The sequence below is a fragment of the Enterobacter cloacae complex sp. P14RS genome (assembly GCF_014895895.1).
Taxonomy (GTDB): domain Bacteria; phylum Pseudomonadota; class Gammaproteobacteria; order Enterobacterales; family Enterobacteriaceae; genus Enterobacter; species Enterobacter bugandensis.
In genome coordinates this window covers 212,152-234,082 of record NZ_JADBQM010000001.1, presented here as the reverse complement: position 1 = coordinate 234,082, position 21,931 = coordinate 212,152, and the positions used below count along the sequence as shown (strand labels likewise).

Genomic DNA, 21,931 nt, shown 5'->3' with positions numbered 1-21,931 from the left:
TGCTCCTTAGTCGTAATCCACACGCAAATATCCGCGCGAGGTAAAGCGCCCTTCCGCTGGCTTGTTGCCCGTCACGCTCACCGGCCAGACCCGGATCCCCACCTGCGCCTGCGCGCTGTCGTCCAGGCGGAACGGAATTTTGCTCGTCAGGTTGTTAGGCGTGAGCGGCGCACCGCTCTCGTTGGCAATGATAAACCCCACATCCGGGTTATCCGACACCACCACATTATTGGAGACCTTTTCAGCCTCGACGCGCATCGTCAGCATGGCGTTTGCCTCCACGTTGGTGCATTTAATCGCGATGGTTTTGCTTTGCGATGAGACGCCCTCCGGCTTGTTACCCACGCCCGCCTTGCTGAACAGGGAGGCGCCAATGTCGCCGAAATCAAATTCAACCACATTGCCGGCGTTGATGGCGCAGCTCTGCGGCACCTGAATGGTTCCGCTGTAGCTGATGGTGTAGACCGGCGTGGTCAACGGATCGGAGGAGGTGGTGGTGACGTAAACGCGGAACATGGTGGCACGCGGGATCACCACCATATTGATAAAGCGTCGGGTCACCTTAAGACGGAAAATAAGGCTGGAATCCTGCACGCCAAACGGTTTGTTTTTTGAAACGTTCGGATGGCTCCCCATCTGGATATAGCTTTTGGGTGGATAAAACGCGCCAGCATAGCTGTCCGTGATCTTCATCGCCCCGTCCAGATAGTCGTTAAGCTTCAGATACTGATAGCCATCGCTGGTCCCGGTGATCGGGTAATCCGTCACGTAGCTGCGCTTGGTGGTATTCCCGACGGTGCCCTTCGGGCAGACGGCGTTTACCCCCACCCACTGCGATTTCTCGCTGAGGGTGACAACCTGCCCAACCTGGTTATTCGAGCTGTTGAATTTATCCGTCAGGTCGTAATGCACCTCCGTCGGCACGCCCTTTTCATTGACGCACACGGTGGCTAACGCGTTTGTCGCGGGCAGGAGTGCCAGAAGCGACAAGGCAAAGATATGGATTTTAATCACAGCGGATCCCCTTAAGTGTGATCGCCTGTTGCAGGCTCTTTTCAGGCAAGCTGTAAGGCGCACGGCACTGGGACTGCGCCCCGTTACCCCACTGGACCAGCAGTTCGCCTTCCAGCGGCAGCCCACTCAGGTAAATTTGCCCGTCATCCCCCACCATGCTGGTCACGCCGCTCTGGGTTTCGCGCACCACGGCGCCGAACGGCACCGGCTGGTTGCCGCGCGTTACCGTCAGCAGGGCGCGCACGCCAATGCGGGTATCAAAGCTGGCGCGGACCAGCGCGCCTTTGGTCGGCACCACGCTGCTCACGTTGTTTTCGATGTCGGTATTGTTGCTCATGGTATTGGTATCCAGCGCCACGCGGTTGTAGCGGTAGACGGTGGCATACGGCATGACCGCGTAGCCTCGCCAGTCGGTCTTCACGCCGGTCTGGTTTTCCACGCTGACGCCTGATGCCCCCGGCGCCTTAATCAGCACGTTGGTATCACCCAGCGGCTGGCTGAAGGTCACGCCGTCTGAATGGCCAACCACCCCGCCGGAGAGTTGCCAGTTGAGATCGTGCTGATCGCGGGAATAGTTGTAGCCCAAGCCCAGCGTGCCGTAGGTTGCCTGCCAGTTGGCGCTGGCGCTTCCGCTTGAGCCGTTGTTGCTGGCGTGTCCCTGGGTCACGCTGTAGTTCAGGTTGCGGTCCTCAAGCAGCGTGCCGCTGACGCCGGTTTGCCAGCTCGTGTCGCCATCGCTGTTTCGGCTGGCGGATGCGGTGGCATAGGCGCGATCGATCGCGCTGTCCCGGCGATAGCCCTGGCGAGTAAAGAGGCTAAACGGCACGGAGACGTTAAACGACGCGATCCGGTCGGTACCGTCGATCCCGACGGATTTGTTCCACGACCATGACAGGGAGTAGTTGATCCCCTTCACGCCCCCCGCGTAGCCCAGCTGATACCAGAGGTTCGTTTCATCCGTCCCCCAGTAGGTTTGCTCACTCCCGGAGATATAGACCGAGCCGTAATCCCCCAGCGACTGGGAAATGTTGAGCTGGAAGCGGCCTTTTTTATTCCACGTCAGGTTGTGATAACTCTGCACGTCCGGCACATCGTTATCGTCCTGGCTATCGGCATACTGGTAGCCCTCCATTGAGCGCCAGGCCACGTCGTCCAGGGTGTAAAACCCCTTCGTTGAGTAGCGGTAGCCCAGCAGCTGGAAGTTGGTGCCAAACCCGTTCAGCGATTTTGCATACAGAAAACGCAGCGATTGCCCTTCATGTTTGCTGTCGTCCGCGAGCTGGCTGCGGGCGTGGGTGATATCGACGGAGACTGCGCCCCAGTCACCGAGGTTTTTCCCGGCACCGACGGCCACTGCGGTATAGCGTGACGCCAGCTGGGTACCGCCATAGAGCGTAAAGCCGTTAGCAAGGCCGGTAATCAGGGTGCCCTGGGCGAAGAACGGTGTATCCTGGTCGCTGTTACCGCTGCGGTAATCCCCCGCCACGAGGTCATATTTCCAGCGCCCTTCACGCTGCAGGAGCGGCACGGTGGAGTACGGCACGGTGTAGCGCTGCTGGCTGCCGTCTTTCTCTTCCACCGTGACGTCAAGGTCACCGCTGGAGGAGGTCGGGTTAAGATCGGTAATGGCGAACGCGCCAGGCTGGACGTAGCTTTGATAGATAACGTAGCCGTTCTGGCGAACCACCACTTTGGCAGGCGTACGGGCAATACCGCGTACGGTCGGCGCATAACCCTGCAGGCTGTCGGGGTACATGCTGTCAGACGAATAGAGCCGCCCGCCGCGAAAACCGACGCTGTCGAAAACGTCATTCCCGGTGTTGCTGTCGCCCAGCACCAGCTCACTTTTCAGTGGGATAACGGTGCGCTGCGCCCAGGTGCCAATATTCTGCCACTCGCTGCGCCGCTTCCCGTTATTTTGCGTGTAGCGCCATGCGCCGTTGTTACGTAAACGCCAGGCACCATAGTTCAGCCCGCTCTGCAGGTTCAGGTAATAGCTGTCGTCTTCGCTTCCCCGGTTGCCCGTAAAGCTGTAGTTCACCAGCGCGGCGGGAATGCCTTCATCCCACTGTTCAGGCGGAATATAGCCGCGCGCGCTGTTTTGCATTGCCACCTGCGGCAGGCTGACGTTCAGGCGCTGTGAAGCAAAGTTAAATACCGTTTCGCTGCCGGGAATGGCCGTGGTCAATGGAACGCACGTTTCACCCTGCACCTTCGCCAGCTCGGGAAATGCGGCAACGTTGACGCCAAAGCGATCGAGCATCGCGCGCGTAATGCACGGCGACAGGCCGCCCGCCACCGGCGGCGTGTTCTCGGCCTGTTCAAAACGCACGTCCTGGGTGCCGATAAACTCATCGTTACGCCAGATATCCACGCGATAGATGCCGGGTGCCTGCTGGTGCCCCTGTTCAAAACGCGACAAATCCGCCACGCTGGCGGTGTCGTCGGATAAGAAGGCCGGGTTGAAGTAGCTTTCGCTCCAGCCTGCCTGCGGCCAGAGCGCGGCCATCAGCGCCAGTGCAACCGGGCAGTAACGTCCCTGGTGGTTTTTCATCGCCCTGACTCTGCTCACAGGTTGACGCTGCGCGCCGGTGTAATGGCGCCGTAGTCATTCACGCTCTGCCAGGAGAGCGTACCGCCGGCCCCGGCGGGCAGCACCTGCTGAGCCGAGTTTTTCGGCGCGACCATCAGGTTTTCCAGCGTCTGACCGCCCAGCTTCAGGTTGACCAGAGTGATGTAATACGGCGAGGCGTTGCTGACTTTGAGATGGTTCCCCACGCGCTCAAAGCGCAGCTGGGAAAGCGCCTCATCCGGCTGCATCGCCAGGTTATTCGGGCGCACAAACAGCTTGATGCGCGAAAGGATCGCCAGCTGCAGCACGTTATTGTTTTCTGTTTTCGCTTTGTTCACTGACGGGATCGCCTTCACGTTCATGTAAAAGAGCGATTCGCGATCGGCGGGCAGCGCGGGCCCGGCGTAAATAATACGCAGCGTGTTTTCGCTGTCCGGCTCGCTAACGAACAGCGGCGGCGTGACGGCAAAGGTTTTTTCCTTTTGCCCGCTGGCATTTTCGATCCACGCGTTAATTAAGTAGCGTTCTTGTTTATTGCTGTTGGTGATCGCCAGCGACGTTTGCTTCGCATCCGCCGGATAAATAACGCGCGTGGCCCCCAGCGCAATACCGCCGGAAGCATTCGCGCAAGCAGAAACCATCATTAAAATAAACGATAAAAGCAGTCCTGGTTTAATTAGCATATTCATCAAAACCGTACCTTTAATAATGTGTTCGCAGGTGTTATGGATAAATCAACGTAAACCAGACATCCGACTGAATATTGCCTGGCACGAGGTGTTCGGAAATAGCGCGATAGCGGGCGCTAAAATGAAATGCGAGCTCGCTGGTATTCACGGGCAACCAGCTGACGGCCGTCGCATTCGGGATAATCTGACGCTGCTGCTCATCAAAAAGCGCCAGCCCTACACCGCTGCTGACAGGCGTTTCACCTGGCCGCGATGTCGCCAGAAAAACCTGCGGATCTTCCGCGGGCGTCACGCCCTGAAACTGGATCCCCACGATGCGGGAGACATCCACGCTGCAGTCCAGCAGCCGCACGGTGAACGGCACATTAACCGTTGAAAAGCTGCCCACACCGGAAAATGAATTGGTTCGGTACTGCCCCATGTCGATGCGCATATTCTGGCTGTCGGGCGCCACGGCGCAGCCGCCGTTTACCAGCTCCCCCCGAAGATGCACCTTGCCGCCTTCGATCACCACGGTATGCGCCGATGCCGGGCAGGCCATCGCAAGGGTTAACAGCAGTAGTGTTCCAGTCCTTGTCATCCTTCGTTCCTGGCAGTAGCGTATGACGGGCCTCGTCCCTGAGGCCTGAACATCCCTGTGCGAGGGTATTATTCGTATTTCATTACGAAGGTGGCGTCAGCGTTCGCCTGGCCTGGCTCGGTGGTTGCAGCCGTTGATTTGTAGCGCGCGGTGAATTGCAGGGTGTTAGTCCCTTTAATCAGGTCTTTCGCGGCAGAGAAGGTGGCACCGTCCGGGGTCAGCACGCTGGATTTGCTGTCGAGGATCTCGATACCCACGCCTTTCGCGGTGTTGTCGTTGTTACCGGACGTCACGGCCAGCAGGGTTTTGTCGGTCGCGTCGATCTGGCCGGTGAAAGCAACGGCAGCGGTTTTCGCAACCAGTGGATCGCAGTCATTCAGTTCAATGTTGAACGGAATATTAGAGGTGGTGTCGCCCACTTTGGTGAATTTCGCGGTACGATACTGACCGAGATTAACCGTCTGCTCGGAAGAATCGGTATTTACTGAACAAGCAGCATTAACCAGTTCACCTTTAAAATGCACGGTACCGCCATTTACGGTAACCGGCGTAACGGGATCGGCTGCATTAGCGGCACCCGCGACCAGGGCCAGTGTTGCAATAACAGAAGAAGCAATGTTGCTGAGTTTCATGTCTATTCCTTTAAAATGTAAATAACCCTTCCCGCGAAAAATCGGGAATAAGAAATACGTTCAATTGCATAATTGAAAACTTATTTCGGAGGAGACAAAGTAGCTCAGGATGTAATTTTTAAATATGTCAAAACACTGCCATTTCGCCAGGTCACATCCTAATCCGGTCTAAGAAATTGACCATCACTTAAGAAGGGTTTTTGCGCCTCACGGATGAAAACTCGTAAAGGGTGACTGACAGCGGCGCTCGCTTCTGACAAAATACAGGCAATCCCCCCTTTCAAACGTTACAGACGGAATCTTCTCTCTGATGGCAGCAAAGATTATTGACGGTAAAACGATTGCGCAGCAGGTGCGCTCTGAGGTCGCGGAAAAAGTGAAGGCGCGTAAAGCCGCCGGAAAACGCGCTCCCGGGCTGGCCGTTGTGCTGGTTGGCAGCAACCCGGCATCACAGATTTATGTCGGCAGTAAACGCAAAGCGTGTGAAGAGGTGGGGTTCGTCTCCCGCTCTTACGATTTGCCGGAAACCACCAGCGAAGCGGAACTGCTGGAACTTATTGACACCCTGAATGCCGATAAAGAGATCGACGGCATTCTGGTTCAGCTGCCGCTGCCTGCGGGCATCGACAACGTGAAGGTGCTGGAGCGTATCGCGCCGGATAAAGACGTCGACGGTTTCCATCCGTACAACGTGGGCCGCCTGTGCCAGCGTGCGCCGCGTCTGCGCCCGTGCACCCCGCGCGGCATCGTGACGCTGCTGGAGCGTTATAACATCGACACCTACGGCCTGAACGCCGTGGTCATCGGCGCGTCCAATATCGTGGGCCGTCCGATGAGCATGGAGCTGCTGCTGGCCGGCTGCACCACCACCGTGACCCACCGCTTTACCAAAAACCTTCGCTACCACGTTGAAAACGCCGATCTGCTGATCGTCGCGGTCGGCAAGCCGGGCTTTATTCCGGGCGAGTGGATCAAAGAGGGCGCGATTGTCGTGGACGTCGGGATTAACCGTCTGGAAAACGGCAAAGTGGTCGGCGACGTGGTGTATGAAGATGCCGCAGCTCGCGCGTCTTATATTACCCCGGTCCCGGGCGGCGTTGGCCCGATGACTGTAGCAACGCTGATTCAGAATACTTTGCAGGCATGCGAAGAGTACCACGATGTAGAGGAAGCATAAGATGGCCACATTTTCATTAGGCAAACACCCGCACGTTGAGCTGTGCGATCTGCTCAAGCTCGAAGGCTGGAGCGAAAGCGGCGCGCAGGCGAAAATCGTTATCGCCGACGGGCGGGTTTTAGTCGACGGCGTGGTGGAAACCCGCAAGCGCTGCAAGATTGTCGCCGGCCAGACCGTGAGCTTTGAAGGGCAGAGCGTGACCGTGACGGCCTGAGTCCTCCTCACCCTCTCCCCAAAGGGGAGAGGGGATCAAAAATCCCCCCATATCCATCACGGTTATTTATCGATCAACTTCAAATAATCACTATTTCATCTGTTGAAAGGTGAGATTTCAGTTGCGCGTTTTTCACTCTTTCCCCACGATAAGTAGAACGTTCTACTAAAACGTTCTACTTACAATAACAGCGCTTAAAAAGCGCTACTCGGGGGAAATCAGCATGAGTCTGATATCAGGGTTTGTTAAATCGCTGTCTAAGTTATCGATGATTGGTCGCGCCTTAATGCTGCCAATTTCACTGCTTCCCGCTGCGGGCCTCCTGCTGGCCTTCGGCGATAAGTTCCACCTGCCGCTGATGATGAACGCCGGCGGGGTTATCTTTGATAACCTGCCGATGCTGTTTGCCATCGGCTCTGCTGTCGGTCTGGCCTCGGAATCCGGCATTGCAGCACTCTCGGCGGCGGTGTCGGTGTTTGTCACCAACATCACCATCAGTACCGTATTAAGCATTACGCCGGAAATGGCCTCGCAGGGCGGAAAATATGCCATGGTGGTCGGCATCCCGACGCTGCAGATGGGCGTCTTCGGCGGGCTTATCTGCGGCATTCTCGCAGCCTGGTGCTACAACCGCTTCCACACCATGCAGCTGCCGGAGTTCCTCGGCTTCTTCTCCGGGAAGCGCTTTGTGGCGATCGCCACGGCGTTCCTCTCTTTCCTGATGGGGCTGCTGCTGCCGTACGTCTGGCAGCATATTCAGGCCGGTATCGACGCGCTCTCGGTGATCGTAAACGGTGATAACCAGGCGGCATCGACCTTTATCTTCGGGCTGGTGGAGCGCGCGCTGATCCCGCTCGGCCTGCACCACATCTGGTATCCGTCCTTCTGGTATTCGTTCGGGGATTACACCACCCAGGCGGGCCAGGTGATCCACGGTGACCAGACCATCTGGTTCAAAATGCTCGAAGAGGGGGTGAAATCCTTCAGCAGCGACACCTACCAGAACGCCGGTAAGTTCATGCAGGGCGAGTTCCCGCTGATGCTGTTCGCGCTGCCTGCTGCATGCCTGGCGATGTACCACGAAGCGCATACGAAGAATAAGAAAATCGCGGCCGGTATTCTCTTCTCCGCTGCCCTCACCTGCTTCCTGACGGGGATCACCGAGCCGGTAGAGTTCACCTTTATCTTCGTGGCGCCGATTCTGTACGTCTTCAACGCCATCATGGCGGGCCTGGCGTACATGACCATGTACCTGCTGCACGCGCATATCGCCAAATCGTTCTCGGCGGGCTTTATCGACTACCTGTCGTTCGGGATCCTGCCGTCGTTTAACGGCTATCAGACCAACTTCCTGAGTGCCATTATCATCGGCATTCCGATGGCGCTGATTTACTACTTCACGTTCCGCTTCGTGATCCGTCGTTTCGACGTGAAAACGCCGGGCCGTACGGAGGTGACCGCCAGCGCGAATGACAAGTCCGATTCCGAACTTGCCACCGAAATCATCGGCCTGCTGGGCGGCGCGCAGAACATTGACTCCGTCGGCTCCTGCATCACCCGCCTGCGTCTGGAAGTGGCGAAGAGCGATGCGGTGGACAGGGACGGACTGAACGGGCTCGGCGCGCGCGGCGTGGTCTTCGTCGGCGACAACGGGATCCAGGTGATTTTCGGTGCCAGAGCACAGTTTATCGCCCAGACCATGTCCACCATGATCGGCAAATAATAAGATGCCTGAACGACACGTCTCCTGTACGCTGTGAGACGTGTCTTATCCGGCTGATAATCGGTAAATTTCAGGGAGCGGTTTTGAAGAAAGTCAGCATCATTGATGTCGCAAAGCACGCGGGCGTCTCGGTCTCTACCGTGTCGCTGGTGCTACGTCAGAAAGGGAAAATCTCAGAGGCGACGATCGAGAAGGTCAATGCCGCCATCACGACGCTGGGCTATGTTCATAACGTTGCCGCTGCCAACCTCCGCGCCAACACCTCCAATCTTATCGGCCTGATCCTGCGCGACTTCAGCGACAGCTTTTCCATCAAGGTGATGGCGAGCATCGTTCAGGAGCTGGAGAAGCAGGGTTATATGGTGTTTCTCGGCCAGCCGCTGAACGACCAGGAACATCTGGAACGGACCCTGCTGTCGTTTAAGCAGCAGGGCGTCGCGGGCGTTATTTATCTGGCGTCTGACACCCGTAACGCCGCTTTACCGGAGCAGATCCGCCAGTGCCCGCTGCCGCTGGTGGCGGTCTCGCAGTCTCTGCTGGACGAAAAATGCAATCTGGTCATGCGCGATAATCGCCAGGCAGCGAACCTTGCCGCACGCTATCTTATCGAACGCGGACACCGCACGATCGCCTACATTGGCGGGCGCGAGGGCTGTCTTATCCGCGAGCAGCGCCTGCTCGGCTTTCGCAGCGCGATGACGCAAAACGGGCTGGTCTGGCGCGATGATTATTCACCGGCCTGCAGCGACGACACCCAGGCCGCCGCGATGGCAACGCGCCAGCTGCTGGAGAAAAACAGCTCCATCACCGCCCTGCTTTGCCACTCCCCGGATGCGATGATCGGCTCCATTTCCGGCATTCACCAGGTGGGCCGCACCGTGGGGAAAGACGTGTTCCTGACCCAGCAGGTGGCGCTGATCGGTTTTGAAGATATGCTCCACGTCAACCTCACCTCCCCTTCCTTCACCTACGTCTCTTCGGCCAGCGATGAAACCGGACGACAGGCGGCGGGGCTGATTATCCGCAAGCTGAAGGAGCCGGATCTGCAAACCCAGCGCATTACGCTGTCCGGGCAGCTTATCGCCCGCGAGTCGGCGTAAAATCAGAATTTGACACAGGTTTGCTGCAGCGAATTCGCTGCTATATTGCTGTGATTTGCCATGGATAATTGCAATGCCTACCGTTATCACTCACGCTGCTGTTCCCCTTTGCCTGGGCTTAGGTCTGGGAACGAAAGTCATCCCTCCCCGCCTGCTGTTTGCCGGGATCGTGCTCGCCATGCTGCCGGACGCCGACGTGCTGGCGTTCAAATTCGGCGTCGCCTACGGGAATATTTTCGGCCACCGCGGCTTTACCCATTCGCTGCTGTTTGCCTTTGCGGTACCGATACTCTGCGTGCTGATTGGCCGACGATGGTTCCGGGCCAGCCTGACGCGCTGCTGGCTGTTCTTAACCGTTTCACTGCTGTCGCACAGCCTGCTGGATTCCGTTACCACCGGCGGAAAAGGCGTCGGCTGGCTGTGGCCGTGGTCAGACGAGCGCTTCTTTGCGCCGTGGCAGGTGATTAAGGTCGCGCCGTTTGCGCTGTCGCGCTACGCCACGCCGTACGGGCATGAGGTCATTATCTCGGAACTGCTGTGGGTGTGGCTGCCGGGGGTGGTGCTGATGGGGATGTTGTGGTGGAAAAGAAGGTAAAAGTAGGCCCGGTAAGCGTTAGCGCCACCGGGCGTTACAGACTTACTTACGACGCCAGGTCGTCCCCTGCGGGCCGTCTTCCAGAATGATGCCCATCTCGGTCAGACGGTTACGCGCCGCATCCGCCGCCGCCCAGTCTTTGGCCTGACGCGCTTCCAGACGCGCTTTAATCAGCGCTTCAATTTCCGCCACTTCACCGTCGTCCGCCTGCGCACCGCTCTGCAGGAACGCGTCCGGCTCCTGCTCCAGCAGGCCGAGCACGGAAGAGAGCTTACGCAGATGGGACGCCAGCGCATTCGCCGCTGCCATGTCCTCTGACTTCAGGCGGTTCACTTCGCGCGCCATGTCGAACAGTACGGAGTAGGCTTCCGGGGTGTTGAAATCATCGTTCATCACCTCAACGAAGCGCGCTTCGAACGCTTCGCCGCCCGCCGCAGGCACAGATTTGTCGGTGCCGCGCAGCGCGGTGTACAGACGCTCCAGCGCCGAGCGCGCCTGCTTCAGGTTCTCTTCGCTGTAGTTCAACTGGCTACGATAGTGGCCAGACATCAGGAAGTAGCGCACGGTTTCCGCATCGTAATACTTCAGCACGTCGCGCACGGTGAAGAAATTGCCCAGCGATTTCGACATCTTCTCGCGGTCAACCATCACCATCCCGGAGTGCATCCAGTAGTTAACGTACTCGCCGCCGTGGGCGCAGGTGGACTGCGCAATTTCGTTTTCGTGGTGCGGGAACATCAGATCCGAACCGCCGCCGTGAATGTCGAAGTGATTGCCCAGCTGCTTGCAGTTCATCGCGGAACATTCAATGTGCCAGCCCGGACGGCCTTCGCCCCACGGGGATGGCCAGCTCGGCTCGCCCTCTTTGGACATCTTCCACAGCACGAAGTCCATCGGGTTACGCTTCACGTCAACCACGTCCACGCGCGCGCCGGCCTGCAGCTGGTCCAGGTCCTGACGGGAAAGCGCGCCGTAGGTTGGGTCCGTCGGGACGGAGAACATCACGTCGCCGTTTTCCGCTACGTACGCATGACCGCGTTCGATCAGCTTTTCGGTGATCTCAATAATTTCGTGGATATGGTGGGTCGCACGCGGCTCGCTGTCCGGACGCAGAATATTGAGGGCATCAAAATCTTTGTGCATCTCAACAATCATGCGATCCACCAGCGCAACAAAGCTTTCGCCGTTTTCATTAGCGCGCTTGATGATTTTGTCGTCGATGTCGGTGATGTTACGCACGTACTTCAGGTTATAGCCCAGGAAGCGCAGGTAGCGAGAGACCACGTCGAACGCGACAAAGGTACGGCCATGGCCGATATGACAGAGATCGTAAACCGTAATACCACACACGTACATGCCGACTTCCCCGGCATGGATAGGTTTAAATTCCTCTTTCTGGCGCGTCATTGTATTAAAGATTTTTAACATCGAAGATTCCATGTAAACACGTGTGTGAGTTGTTTGTTCCATATAATACCCATAATTCGGAATAGGATCAGCACACAATGCAAGGTGATCGCGTCCTGTGGTTATGCTATAACAAGCCCCTATATATGACCCGAAGGCGGGTCGACGTACCACAATAACGGAACAGGATGCAAAAATGGTTACTTTCCACACTAATCATGGCGATATCGTAATCAAGACCTTTGATGACAAAGCGCCTGAAACAGTTAAAAACTTCCTGGACTACTGCCGCGAAGGTTTCTACAACAACACTATTTTCCACCGCGTGATCAACGGCTTTATGATCCAGGGCGGCGGTTTCGAGCCTGGCATGCGCCAGAAAGAGACCAAAGAGGCGATCAAAAACGAAGCGAACAACGGCCTGAAAAACACCCGCGGTACGCTGGCAATGGCCCGTACTCAGGCACCACACTCTGCCACCGCGCAGTTCTTCATCAACGTAGCGGACAACGACTTCCTGAACTTCTCCGGCGAAAGCCTGCAGGGCTGGGGCTACTGCGTGTTCGCAGAAGTGGTTGAAGGTATGGACGTGGTCGACAAGATCAAAGCCGTCTCTACCGGCCGCAGCGGCATGCACCAGGACGTTCCTAAAGAAGACGTTGTGATTACAAGCGTGACCGTCAGCGAGTAATTCGTGGCGACACTCTTTATTGCGGATCTGCATCTGCAAACAGAAGAACCGGCGATAACCGCCGGTTTTCTGCGTTTTTTACGCGGTGAAGCGAAAAGCGCCGATGCGCTGTACATCCTGGGCGATCTGTTTGAAGCCTGGATTGGCGACGACGATCCTAACCCGCTGCATCGTGAAATGGCTGCCGCCATTAAAACGCTGGTAGATTCCGGCGTCCCCTGCTACTTCATTCACGGCAACCGTGATTTCCTGCTCGGCAAGCGCTATGCCCGCGAAAGCGGTATGACGCTGCTGCCGGAAGAACAGGTGCTCGATCTCTATGGCCGCAAGGTACTGATCATGCACGGCGACACGCTCTGCACCGACGATACCGGCTACCTGGCGTTTCGCGCTAAGGTCCACACCCCGTGGATCCAGAAGGTGTTCCTTGCCCTGCCGCTGTTTATCCGCAACCGCATCGCCGCCAGAATGCGTGCGGGCAGCAAAGCCGCCAACAGCAGTAAATCCCTGACCATCATGGACGTCAACCCGCAAGCTGTGGTGAGCGTGATGGAAAAGCATGGCGTTCAGTGGCTGATCCACGGTCATACCCATCGCCCTGACGTGCATTCTCTGAGCGCCAACGGTGAACCGGCCCATCGCGTGGTATTGGGCGCATGGCACACTGAGGGTTCGATGGTCAAAGTCACCCCGGAAGGTGTCGAACTGATCGCTTTTCCGTTTTAACGTTTTCTCGTCGTTTCGCTTGTTTCTCAGCCACGCAACCGTTTTCCTTGCCCGTATAACATGCTATTCTCTGTGCCCTCGAAAGCAGTGTGTTTCGCACCACAGGAGTTTTAAGACGCATGTCTTCCCGCAATAATCCGGCGCGTGTCGCCATCGTGATGGGGTCCAAAAGCGACTGGGCTACCATGCAGTTCGCCGCCGAAATCTTTGAAATCCTGAATGTTCCGCACCACGTTGAAGTGGTTTCCGCACACCGTACGCCGGACAAACTGTTCAGCTTCGCCGAAAGCGCCGAAGAGAACGGGTATGAGGTGATTATTGCCGGTGCGGGCGGCGCAGCACATCTGCCGGGCATGATTGCCGCCAAAACGCTGGTGCCGGTTCTGGGCGTCCCGGTACAAAGCGCCGCGTTAAGCGGTGTCGATAGCCTCTACTCCATCGTCCAGATGCCGCGCGGTATTCCTGTCGGTACGCTGGCAATTGGCAAAGCGGGCGCGGCGAACGCCGCCCTGCTGGCCGCGCAAATTCTTGCAACGCACGACAAAGATTTACACCAGCGCCTGGCGGAGTGGCGTAAAGCCCAGACCGACGAGGTGCTGGATAACCCGGACCCGCGGGGTGCGGCATGAAGCAGGTTTGCGTCCTCGGCAACGGCCAGCTGGGCCGCATGCTGCGTCAGGCTGGCGAACCGTTGGGGATTGCCGTCTGGCCCGTCGGGCTGGACGCCGAGCCGGAAGCGGTGCCGTTCCATCAGAGCGTAATCACCGCCGAAATTGAACGCTGGCCGGAAACCGCCCTGACCCGCGAGCTGGCGCGCCATAACGCCTTCGTGAACCGCGACGTGTTCCCGATCATTGCCGACCGTCTGACGCAGAAGCAGCTGTTCGACAAGCTGGGCCTCGCAACCGCCCCGTGGCAGCTCCTGTCTGATAAAAGCGAGTGGAATGACGTCTTCGCCATGCTGGGCGAGCTGGCGATTGTGAAGCGCCGCGTGGGTGGCTACGACGGCCGCGGCCAGTGGCGCCTGCGCGCAGGCGACACCGCCGAGCTGCCGGACGACTGCTACGGCGAGTGCATCGTTGAGCAGGGCATCAACTTCAGCGGCGAAGTGTCGCTGGTTGGCGCACGCGGGCACGATGGCCGCACGGTGTTTTACCCGCTGACGCATAACTTGCATCAGGACGGCATTCTGCGCACCAGCGTCGCCTTCCCGCACGCCAATGCCGACCAGCAGGCGCAGGCGGAAGAGATGCTTTCTGCCATCATGCACGAGCTGGGCTACGTGGGCGTGATGGCGATGGAGTGCTTCGTCACGCCGTCGGGCCTGCTGATCAACGAGCTGGCGCCGCGCGTGCACAACAGCGGCCACTGGACGCAAAACGGCGCCTCTATCAGCCAGTTCGAACTGCACCTGCGTGCCATCACCGACCTGCCGCTGCCACAGCCCGTCGTTAACAGCCCGTCGGTGATGATCAACCTGATCGGGACCGATCTGAACTACGACTGGCTGAAGCTGCCGCTGGTGCATCTGCACTGGTATGACAAAGAGGTTCGCGCGGGTCGTAAAGTGGGTCATCTCAACCTGAACGACAGCGATACCGACCGCCTGAGCGCCACCCTGGAGGCGATCGTTCCTCTCCTGCCGCCAGAATACGCGAGCGGAATTGTCTGGGCACAGTCAAAGCTCAAGTAAGACATCTGCGCCGGGGAGTTGACCTTCCCCTTCCCCGGCGTACAATCCCCGCCCATTGCTGCTGAGTTTTCTTCTGGAATCACCATGAACGATGGAACGGACTATCGCGCGATCCTCGCGTCTGATACCCCTTTAATCGACGTTCGCGCGCCGATCGAATTTGCCCAGGGTGCGATGCCCGCCGCACTCAACCTGCCCTTAATGAACGACGACGAGCGTGCCGCCGTGGGTACCTGCTATAAGCGCCAGGGACCCGACGCCGCGCTGGCGCTCGGCCATAGCCTGGTGAGCGGCGAGACGCGGGAGGCGCGCATTAACGCCTGGCGCGAAGCCAGCCTTGCGCACCCCGAGGGCTATCTCTGCTGCGCGCGCGGCGGTCAGCGCTCGCATATCTCTCAGGCCTGGCTGAAAGAAGCTGGCATCGACTACCCGCTGATCCGCGGCGGCTATAAGGCCCTGCGCCAGACGGCGATTCAGGTCACCATTGAGCAGTCGCAAAAGCCGATGGTGCTTATCGGCGGCTGTACCGGCAACGGTAAAACGCTGCTGGTGAAGCAGCACGCGCAGGGCATCGATCTGGAAGGGCTGGCGCACCATCGCGGTTCGTCGTTTGGCCGCACGCTTACGCCGCAGCTTTCCCAGGCGAGCTTTGAGAATCACCTTGCGGTTGAGCTCTTGAAAAAAGACGCCGCGCGCTGGGTGCTGGAGGACGAGGGCCGGATGATTGGCTCCAACCACCTGCCGGAGTGCCTGCGCGACCGCATGGTTGACGCCCCTATCGTTGTCGTCGAAGACCCGTTTGAAACCCGACTTGAGCGCCTGCGCGAAGAGTATTTTGACCACATGTGGGCGGATTTTTCTGCCGCGTACGGTGAGGAGGGGGGCTGGAAGGAGTACAGCGAGTACCTGCACCACGGCCTGTTTGCCATTCGCCGTCGGCTTGGGCTACAGCGTTTTGCGGAATTTACGGCGCTGCTGGACGCGGCCCTTGCCGAACAACAGCGAACGGGCAGCACCGACGCGCACTTCAGCTGGCTTGTACCGCTGCTGAAGGACTATTACGACCCGATGTACGGCTATCAGCTGGAGAAGAAAGCGGAGAAGATTGTCTATCGCGGGACGTTCGCAGAAATTGCCGAGTGGCTTAATCGCTAAAAAAAGCCGGGTGGCGAGGTAAAAGCAAAACGGCAACCTGGGTTGCCGTTTTTAATGTTTTTTCCCTCTCCCCGTGGGAGAGGGTCAGGGTGAGGGCATCAGGCCGCACCCTACATGACACCTTAGAAGTCGTAACGCAGACGCACCAGGTTCATGTCGCCCAGGTTGTCGGTGCTGGAGGTGAACACGTGTTCGTAATCCACGCGGAAACCGTAATCCAGCTGGAAGCTGATACCCACGCCGTTGTCGATGCGCTGGTAGTTACGGCCGTTCACGTACTCGATGCGGTCACCCATGAAGTAAGGCTGGATGGATTTCACCGCGTACTGACCGATTGGGAATTTGTACCCTGCGAAGTATTCAATACCCCACGCGTCGCCCGCAAAGTAGTCGTTAACAGACACTTTTTTGGTGGTCAGGAAGTTCTGGTACCAGCCGCCGCCCGCGGAGAAGGTCCAGTTGTCCGGCGTCCAGCTCAGCGCGGTACCGACAATATTCTGGTCGTAGGATTTGCTGTCGCCGTTGTCCGGGTTACGCATGTCCGCGCGGGTGTAGTTCCACGCAGCGCCCCAGGTCAGATCGGTGGTCAGGTGGTAATCGATACCCAGTGAGCCGCCGCCTTTACGCTTGTAGCGCAGGCCGTTGCCCGGCAGGTATTCGCTGTCTTCAAACAGGTAGGATGCATAGATGTCCGCATCGCCCACGGTTTTCTTATATTTCAGCATCTGGCGTGAACGGTAAGAGCCGTCGTAGTCGCCATTGATCCCGTTACCCGGCGCCTGGCCGATCATGTCGTAGTCCCAGATATCGGTTTTCGCGCCCACCACATCGTAGTACACGCTGTTCTGCTGGCCGAAGGTCAGCGTACCCCAGGTATCGCTCTTCAGGCCGGTGTAGAGCATACGGCGTGAGGTGTCGTGCGCGCCGTCGGCGTAGTGGTTATCCCAGTTAAACTGCGCCGGAATGTTCACCCCCAGCTCGTAGTAGCTGATCCAGCTGATGTCATCGAACAGGTAGTAGTCTGCCGCGAAACGGAAGCGGGTACCGCCGTCAAAGCCGTTACGCTTGTAGCCGTTTTTGCCGTCATCGCCGGTCATGTTCTGGAACTGAGGACGAATACTGCCGCCAACGGTGAAGTTCAGGCGGCTCAGCGGGTTACCCGCCTGAGGATCCTGCTTAAGTACGGTGATTTCTGCCTGAGATGCAAAAGTAGTCAATACCACTGCCGCGCCGATCGTTGCCGCCAGCGCTGATTTTTTTATAGTCATTATTTTTCCTTAATAGACACGCTGCTAAATATTTAGCTGGTGAATATTAACCGGAAATTTTCGGGCTGTGTGGGCGGGTTTTTAATGTTTTGTGCTACTAAATGCGTTGGCATTATCACTTTGTGCTATTTAAGCATTACGCACCGGCATAAAAACCGGTGCGTAATTATTACCATGCCAAATCAATTCACAAACTGCCGGAACAGGGCCTTGCCCTTTAACAATCGCGCCCCGAGCCAGCCCCCGCAGAGGGAGAGCAGCACCGCGCCGCAGAGAGGGAGTACTAGCCAGAGACGCCAGTCAGGCTCCCACGGGAAGTCGAAGACCTTTGTCTGCAGCACCGCCAGCGCCGTCTCCGCGCCAATCGCCGCGACCAGACCCGCCACCAGCCCAAGCAGCGCAAACTCGCTCCAGAGCGTCGCCCGCAGCAGCCGCTTACCCGCGCCGAGCGTGCGGTAGACTATCAGTTCCTGATGACGCTGGCGCATGCCCACCTGCACCTGCGCCAGCAGCAGCAATATGCCGCAGATTGTCACCAGCACCACCATCACCTCCAGCGCGCGGCTCACCTGCTCCAGCACCTGCCCGACCTGTTTGAGGATCGCGCCAATATCCAGCAGGCTCACCGTCGGGAACTCCCGGTTAAGCTGCGTCAGCATGCCGTTGCCGTTTTCCCAGCGGAAGCTGGTCAGCCAGCTCTGCGGCTGCCCGTCCAGCGCGCCCGGCGGGAAGATGAAGAAGAAGTTTGGCCGCAGGCTTTCCCAGTCCACTTTACGGAGGCTGGTGACTTTGGCGGTAAAATCCTGGGTATCACCGGTGAAGGTCACGCTGTCCCCGAGCTTCACGTTCAGGCGCGTCGCCAGCCCCTCTTCCATCGACACCTCTCCCGCTTTCGGCGGCCAGGTACCGGCGGTAATCGGGTTATGGTCGGGACGTTTCTCCTGCCAGGTCAGGTTGAGTTCGCGGTTAAGCGACTCGTCCTTGTTCCCCTCGGTTGACTGGCCGTTGATCTGCGTCAGACGCGCGCGGACGATGGGATAGAACGACTCGGGGATAATGTGATGCTCCGACAGGAAACCCTTCAGCGGCGTCACCTGTTCCGGTGCGATGTTGATCAGGAAATAGTTCGGGCTTTCCGGCGGAAGCTGCTGCTGCCAGCGATCCAGCAGATCTCCGCGAAGCACGAGAAGCAGCGCCAGCAGCATAAACGACAGCGAAAAGGCCGACAGCTGGCTGAGCGTTGACCAGGGCTGATGCAGCAGGCGGTTGACCGCCAGCCGCACCGGCAGGGATTTTACCGTCAGCCTTTTCAGAACGTTGAGCAGTATCCAGCCCAGCACGCCGCACAGCAGCGCCAGTACCACCGCGCCGGCCAGCACGGCCCACAGCAGGGTGCTGCCGCCCATCAGCCAGGCCAGCAGCCCGACCGCAACAGCAATAATCGCCGGAAGATAGAACTTCAGCGGCCAGACGTTCGCCACCACATCATTGCGCAGCACCCGCAGCGGCTGCGTCGCGAGCAGCAGGCGGTACGGGCGCAGCCCCACCAGCACCGAGATCACCGTCATCGCGCCCATCGCCCACAGCCACGGCCAGAGGCTTGCCGGGGGCAAAGCGGCCGGCAGCACCGGTTTCAGCATCACCATCAGCAGTTTTTCAAACAGCAGGCCTATTATTCCGCCAGTGAGCGCAGAGAGGGCCAGCAGCATCAGCCACTGGCCGACGATCAGCTTGCGCAGCTGCGCCCGCCCCGCGCCGAGGGTTTTAAGGATCGCCACCAGGTCGTAGCGGCTGCGGCAGTAGTGCCCCATCGCCACGGCAACCGCCGCCACCGCCAGCAGCAGGGTTAACAGCGCCGACAGCAGCAGGAACTGTTGGGAACGTTCGAGGGATTTGCCGAGCGCCCCTTCGTCCTGCTCCAGCCCGTACCAGCGGTGTTCCGGCTTGAGCTGCGGCAGAAGCCATTTTTCATACGACTCCAGCTGCGCGGGCGTGCCGCCAAACTTGTAGCGCCAGGTGACGCGGCTTCCCGGCTGGACGGCGTTGGTTTTCGCGACATCGGCGGTGTTCATCAGCAGGCGCGGCGCGAGCTGGAACGGGTTAAAGCCGGAGTCGGGCTCCTGCACCACTTCCCCGGCGATTTTCAGCGTGGCATCGCCAACGTCAATACTGTCGCCGGGCTTCAGGTTGAGAAGTGCCATCAGGCGCGATGCCAGCAGCACCGTGCCGGGCGTCGGCTTTAGCCCCGGCGGGCTGGTTTGTAATTCCCCGTACATCGGGTAGATGTCATCCACGGCCTTCACGCTGGCGAGCTGCGGGGTGTCCCCCGCGAAGGTCATGGTCTGGAAGGTGAGCTGCTCTCCCACCTTTAGCCCTTCCTTGCGCGCTTCCTCAATCCAGCCAGGCGGCACAGGACGCGAGCTTTGCAGCGCCCGGTCCCCGGCCATAAATTCGCGGCTCTGCTGGCTGAGCCCTTTTTCCATACGGTCGCTGACGCTGCCGAGCGCCAGCACGCAGGCCACCGCCAGGCTTAACGCCAGCCAGACAATCAGCAGTGAGGGCGAGCGCCATTCGCGCCAGAACCAGCGGGCGATCATGCTTCCTCCTGAAGAATACCGTTCACCAGCCGCAGGCGGCGGTCGCAGCGGGCGGCCAGCTGCGGATCGTGGGTCACGAGGATCAGCGTGGTGCCATGTTCGCGGTTAAGCGAAAACAGCAGGTCAGCAATTTTATCCCCGGTTTTACGGTCAAGGTTGCCGGTGGGTTCATCGGCAAACAGTACTTCCGGGCGGCCGTTAAACGCCCGCGCCAGCGCCACGCGCTGCTGCTCGCCGCCGGAAAGCTGTGCCGGAAGGTGGTCGAGGCGCTTGCCCAGGCCGAGCTGTTCCAGCAGCGCCTTCGCATGCGTGCGGCTTTCGCGGCTCTTTTCGCCGCGCAGCAGCGCCGGGAGCTCGACGTTTTCCAGCGCGTTCAGGGTCGGGATCAGCATAAAAGACTGAAAGACAAAACCGATATGCCGTGCGCGCAGCGCGGCTCGCGCCTCTTCATCAAGCTGGTGCAGCGGTTGCCCGACCAGGTGGACTTCGCCGCTGCTGCCGTCGTCCAGACCGGCCAGAATCGCCAGCAGCGTAGACTTGCCGGAACCGGATTCGCCAATCAGCGCGATGGTTTCGGCGCGTTTGACAACGAGTTCAACTCCGGTAAGGATTGAAAGCTCCTGCTCCCCCTGACCGACGGACTTCTTAAGACGATGAACTTCAACACTGTTTTCCGCTGGCATTTGCCCTTCCTGTTTTTGATGCTGATGACCTTCCGCGCGGCGGCAGCGGACACGTTACTGATTCTTGGCGACAGCCTGAGCGCGGGCTACCGCATGGCGGCCAGCGCGGCCTGGCCGGCTCTGCTCAATGACAAGTGGCAAAGCAAGACGACCGTTATCAACGGCAGCATCAGCGGCGATACCTCGCAGCAGGGTCTGTCGCGCCTGCCTGCGCTGCTCAAGCAGCATCAGCCGCGCTGGGTGCTGGTTGAGCTTGGCGGTAATGACGGCCTGCGTGGCTTCCAGCCGCAGCAAACCGAGCAAACGCTGCGTACCATTTTGCGGGACATCAAGGCGGCAAACGCCCAGCCGCTGCTGATGCAAATTCGCCTGCCCGCCAACTACGGTCGTCGGTATAATGAGGCCTTTAGCGCGATCTACCCTAAGCTTGCCAAAGAGTTTGATATTCCGCTCCTGCCATTTTTCATGGAAGAGGTCTATCTCAAACCCCAGTGGATGCAGGACGACGGTATCCACCCCAATCGCGATGCGCAGCCGTTTATTGCCGACTGGATGGCAACGCGGCTGGCTCCTTTAGTTAAACATGACTCGTAATTCAGCGGAGTTCCTGACAGGTAAAGTTATGCAAAAATCGGTCTTAATTACAGGATGTTCCAGCGGAATCGGCCTTGAGAGCGCGCTTGAACTAAAGCGCCAGGGATTTCGGGTGCTGGCAGCGTGCCGCAAGCCTGACGATGTCGAGCGCATGAACGGGCTGGGCTTTACCGGCATACAGCTGGATATGGACTCGCCGGAGAGCGTTGAACGCGCCGCCGACGAGGTGATAGCCCTGACCGAAGGCCGTCTGTACGGTCTCTTTAATAATGCCGGTTACGGCGTGTATGGCCCGCTGGATACGCTCTCGCGCGAAACGCTGGAGAAGCAGTTTTCAACCAATTTCTTCGGCGTCCATCAGCTCACCATGCGTCTGCTCCCGGCCATGCTGCCGCACGGCGAAGGGCGCATCGTGATGACATCGTCAGTGATGGGGCTGATTTCCACCCCGGGCCGCGGCGCCTACGCCGCCAGCAAATATGCGCTGGAAGCCTGGTCCGACGCCCTGCGCATGGAGCTGCGCCACAGCGGCATCAAGGTCAGCCTGATTGAACCCGGCCCGATCCGTACCCGCTTTACCGAAAACGTGAACCAGACCCAGGCGGACAAGCCGGTCGAAAACCCCGGCATCGCCGCACGTTTTACCCTCGGGCCAGAGGCGGTGGTTGCCAAAGTGCGCCATGCTTTTGAGAGCGAGCATCCCAAAATGCGCTATCCGGTGACGCTGGTCACCCATGCCGTCGGCTGGTTAAAGCGCCTGCTGCCGGGCAGGATAATGGACAAAATTTTGCACGGCTGAGTTGAAGCGACGACGCTCATCC

21 protein-coding genes are annotated in these 21,931 nt (G+C 58.7%); 12 read left to right on the top strand and 9 right to left on the bottom strand.

Features of this window, described 5'->3' with window-relative positions:
* Positions 1-6: 6 nt before the first annotated feature.
* The 5 genes from fimH to fimA form a co-directional block, all read right to left on the bottom strand.
* On the bottom strand, positions 7-1,014 hold the full coding sequence (fimH, locus tag IM295_RS01120) for a type 1 fimbria D-mannose specific adhesin FimH (protein WP_059355415.1): 1,008 nt from the start codon (positions 1,012-1,014) through the stop codon (positions 7-9).
* Positions 1,007-3,568 (bottom strand): fimbrial biogenesis usher protein, encoded by a 2,562-nt coding sequence (locus IM295_RS01115; RefSeq protein WP_193066097.1) that lies wholly within the window; start codon positions 3,566-3,568, stop codon positions 1,007-1,009. The genes fimH and IM295_RS01115 overlap by 8 nt, the downstream gene beginning before the upstream one ends.
* A gap of 14 nt (positions 3,569-3,582) precedes the next feature.
* Positions 3,583-4,275, bottom strand: coding sequence for a type 1 fimbria chaperone FimC (fimC, locus tag IM295_RS01110; protein ID WP_028012228.1), 693 nt, complete (start codon positions 4,273-4,275; stop codon positions 3,583-3,585).
* Positions 4,276-4,309: 34 nt separating this feature from the next.
* Positions 4,310-4,855, bottom strand: a complete 546-nt coding sequence (fimI, locus tag IM295_RS01105) for a type 1 fimbrial protein subunit FimI (RefSeq protein WP_028012227.1) — start codon at positions 4,853-4,855, stop codon at positions 4,310-4,312.
* A gap of 68 nt (positions 4,856-4,923) precedes the next feature.
* Positions 4,924-5,487, bottom strand: a complete 564-nt coding sequence (gene fimA, locus IM295_RS01100; RefSeq protein ID WP_028012226.1) for a type 1 fimbrial major subunit FimA — start codon at positions 5,485-5,487, stop codon at positions 4,924-4,926.
* 310 nt (positions 5,488-5,797) lie between these two features.
* Between fimA and folD the strand changes: the two genes are divergently transcribed.
* The 5 genes from folD (at position 5,798) to IM295_RS01075 (ending at position 10,296) form a co-directional block, all read left to right on the top strand.
* Positions 5,798-6,664, top strand: coding sequence for a bifunctional methylenetetrahydrofolate dehydrogenase/methenyltetrahydrofolate cyclohydrolase FolD (gene folD, locus IM295_RS01095; protein ID WP_193066096.1), 867 nt, complete (start codon positions 5,798-5,800; stop codon positions 6,662-6,664).
* Between the two features lies 1 nt (position 6,665).
* Entirely contained in the window at positions 6,666-6,878 is a 213-nt protein-coding gene (gene ybcJ / locus IM295_RS01090) for a ribosome-associated protein YbcJ (protein WP_045356450.1), read from the top strand.
* Positions 6,879-7,101: 223 nt separating this feature from the next.
* On the top strand, positions 7,102-8,601 hold the full coding sequence (locus tag IM295_RS01085; protein WP_028012223.1) for a PTS transporter subunit EIIC: 1,500 nt from the start codon (positions 7,102-7,104) through the stop codon (positions 8,599-8,601).
* A gap of 83 nt (positions 8,602-8,684) precedes the next feature.
* Positions 8,685-9,701 (top strand): Mal regulon transcriptional regulator MalI, encoded by a 1,017-nt coding sequence (gene malI / locus IM295_RS01080; protein WP_028012222.1) that lies wholly within the window; start codon positions 8,685-8,687, stop codon positions 9,699-9,701.
* Between the two features lie 73 nt (positions 9,702-9,774).
* Positions 9,775-10,296, top strand: coding sequence for a metal-dependent hydrolase (locus IM295_RS01075; RefSeq protein ID WP_028012221.1), 522 nt, complete (start codon positions 9,775-9,777; stop codon positions 10,294-10,296).
* A gap of 42 nt (positions 10,297-10,338) precedes the next feature.
* On the opposite strand, the gene cysS is transcribed toward IM295_RS01075, so the two are convergent.
* Positions 10,339-11,724, bottom strand: coding sequence for a cysteine--tRNA ligase (cysS, locus tag IM295_RS01070; protein ID WP_041911037.1), 1,386 nt, complete (start codon positions 11,722-11,724; stop codon positions 10,339-10,341).
* A gap of 175 nt (positions 11,725-11,899) precedes the next feature.
* Between cysS and ppiB the strand changes: the two genes are divergently transcribed.
* The 5 genes from ppiB to mnmH all read left to right on the top strand — a co-directional run bounded on the left by ppiB (position 11,900) and on the right by mnmH (position 15,968).
* Positions 11,900-12,394, top strand: coding sequence for a peptidylprolyl isomerase B (gene ppiB / locus IM295_RS01065; protein ID WP_000256009.1), 495 nt, complete (start codon positions 11,900-11,902; stop codon positions 12,392-12,394).
* A 3-nt stretch (positions 12,395-12,397) separates the two neighbouring features.
* Positions 12,398-13,120, top strand: coding sequence for a UDP-2,3-diacylglucosamine diphosphatase (lpxH, locus tag IM295_RS01060; protein ID WP_045260708.1), 723 nt, complete (start codon positions 12,398-12,400; stop codon positions 13,118-13,120).
* A 119-nt stretch (positions 13,121-13,239) separates the two neighbouring features.
* Entirely contained in the window at positions 13,240-13,749 is a 510-nt protein-coding gene (purE, locus tag IM295_RS01055) for a 5-(carboxyamino)imidazole ribonucleotide mutase (protein ID WP_006809824.1), read from the top strand.
* Positions 13,746-14,813, top strand: coding sequence for a 5-(carboxyamino)imidazole ribonucleotide synthase (gene purK, locus IM295_RS01050; protein ID WP_028012218.1), 1,068 nt, complete (start codon positions 13,746-13,748; stop codon positions 14,811-14,813). Before purE ends, purK begins: the two co-directional genes overlap by 4 nt.
* A gap of 84 nt (positions 14,814-14,897) precedes the next feature.
* Entirely contained in the window at positions 14,898-15,968 is a 1,071-nt protein-coding gene (gene mnmH / locus IM295_RS01045; RefSeq protein ID WP_193066095.1) for a tRNA 2-selenouridine(34) synthase MnmH, read from the top strand.
* A gap of 122 nt (positions 15,969-16,090) precedes the next feature.
* On the opposite strand, the gene IM295_RS01040 is transcribed toward mnmH, so the two are convergent.
* The 3 genes from IM295_RS01040 to ybbA form a co-directional block, all read right to left on the bottom strand.
* Positions 16,091-17,236, bottom strand: coding sequence for a porin (locus IM295_RS01040; RefSeq protein ID WP_193066094.1), 1,146 nt, complete (start codon positions 17,234-17,236; stop codon positions 16,091-16,093).
* Positions 17,237-17,418: 182 nt separating this feature from the next.
* On the bottom strand, positions 17,419-19,833 hold the full coding sequence (gene ybbP, locus IM295_RS01035) for a putative ABC transporter permease subunit YbbP (protein ID WP_193066093.1): 2,415 nt from the start codon (positions 19,831-19,833) through the stop codon (positions 17,419-17,421).
* Positions 19,830-20,516, bottom strand: coding sequence for a putative ABC transporter ATP-binding protein YbbA (gene ybbA / locus IM295_RS01030; RefSeq protein WP_041912055.1), 687 nt, complete (start codon positions 20,514-20,516; stop codon positions 19,830-19,832). The genes ybbP and ybbA overlap by 4 nt, the downstream gene beginning before the upstream one ends.
* On the opposite strand from ybbA, the gene tesA reads away from it, so the two are divergent.
* Both tesA and IM295_RS01020 read left to right on the top strand, forming a co-directional pair.
* On the top strand, positions 20,487-21,110 hold the full coding sequence (gene tesA / locus IM295_RS01025) for a multifunctional acyl-CoA thioesterase I/protease I/lysophospholipase L1 (RefSeq protein ID WP_028012213.1): 624 nt from the start codon (positions 20,487-20,489) through the stop codon (positions 21,108-21,110). The genes ybbA and tesA overlap by 30 nt on opposite strands.
* Positions 21,100-21,909 carry an SDR family oxidoreductase gene (locus IM295_RS01020; RefSeq protein ID WP_102863616.1) on the top strand — a complete coding sequence of 270 codons (810 nt, stop codon included), beginning with the start codon at positions 21,100-21,102 and terminating at the stop codon, positions 21,907-21,909. Before tesA ends, IM295_RS01020 begins: the two co-directional genes overlap by 11 nt.
* Positions 21,910-21,931 lie beyond the last annotated feature (22 nt).

What these genes read in the sequence shown, in the direction of transcription:
- fimA (WP_028012226.1), bottom strand. Translation starts at nt 5,487, where the DNA reads ATGAAACTCAGCAACATTGCTTCTTCTGTTATTGCAACACTGGCCCTG.
- cysS (WP_041911037.1), bottom strand. Translation starts at nt 11,724, where the DNA reads ATGTTAAAAATCTTTAATACAATGACGCGCCAGAAAGAGGAATTTAAA.
- fimC (WP_028012228.1), bottom strand. Translation starts at nt 4,275, where the DNA reads ATGAATATGCTAATTAAACCAGGACTGCTTTTATCGTTTATTTTAATG.
- purK (WP_028012218.1), top strand. Translation starts at nt 13,746, where the DNA reads ATGAAGCAGGTTTGCGTCCTCGGCAACGGCCAGCTGGGCCGCATGCTG.
- ybbP (WP_193066093.1), bottom strand. Translation starts at nt 19,833, where the DNA reads ATGATCGCCCGCTGGTTCTGGCGCGAATGGCGCTCGCCCTCACTGCTG.
- ybcJ (WP_045356450.1), top strand. Translation starts at nt 6,666, where the DNA reads ATGGCCACATTTTCATTAGGCAAACACCCGCACGTTGAGCTGTGCGAT.
- IM295_RS01085 (WP_028012223.1), top strand. Translation starts at nt 7,102, where the DNA reads ATGAGTCTGATATCAGGGTTTGTTAAATCGCTGTCTAAGTTATCGATG.
- tesA (WP_028012213.1), top strand. Translation starts at nt 20,487, where the DNA reads ATGAACTTCAACACTGTTTTCCGCTGGCATTTGCCCTTCCTGTTTTTG.
- ybbA (WP_041912055.1), bottom strand. Translation starts at nt 20,516, where the DNA reads ATGCCAGCGGAAAACAGTGTTGAAGTTCATCGTCTTAAGAAGTCCGTC.
- IM295_RS01075 (WP_028012221.1), top strand. Translation starts at nt 9,775, where the DNA reads ATGCCTACCGTTATCACTCACGCTGCTGTTCCCCTTTGCCTGGGCTTA.
- ppiB (WP_000256009.1), top strand. Translation starts at nt 11,900, where the DNA reads ATGGTTACTTTCCACACTAATCATGGCGATATCGTAATCAAGACCTTT.
- IM295_RS01020 (WP_102863616.1), top strand. Translation starts at nt 21,100, where the DNA reads ATGACTCGTAATTCAGCGGAGTTCCTGACAGGTAAAGTTATGCAAAAA.
- IM295_RS01115 (WP_193066097.1), bottom strand. Translation starts at nt 3,568, where the DNA reads ATGAAAAACCACCAGGGACGTTACTGCCCGGTTGCACTGGCGCTGATG.
- IM295_RS01040 (WP_193066094.1), bottom strand. Translation starts at nt 17,236, where the DNA reads ATGACTATAAAAAAATCAGCGCTGGCGGCAACGATCGGCGCGGCAGTG.
- mnmH (WP_193066095.1), top strand. Translation starts at nt 14,898, where the DNA reads ATGAACGATGGAACGGACTATCGCGCGATCCTCGCGTCTGATACCCCT.
- fimI (WP_028012227.1), bottom strand. Translation starts at nt 4,855, where the DNA reads ATGACAAGGACTGGAACACTACTGCTGTTAACCCTTGCGATGGCCTGC.
- purE (WP_006809824.1), top strand. Translation starts at nt 13,240, where the DNA reads ATGTCTTCCCGCAATAATCCGGCGCGTGTCGCCATCGTGATGGGGTCC.
- folD (WP_193066096.1), top strand. Translation starts at nt 5,798, where the DNA reads ATGGCAGCAAAGATTATTGACGGTAAAACGATTGCGCAGCAGGTGCGC.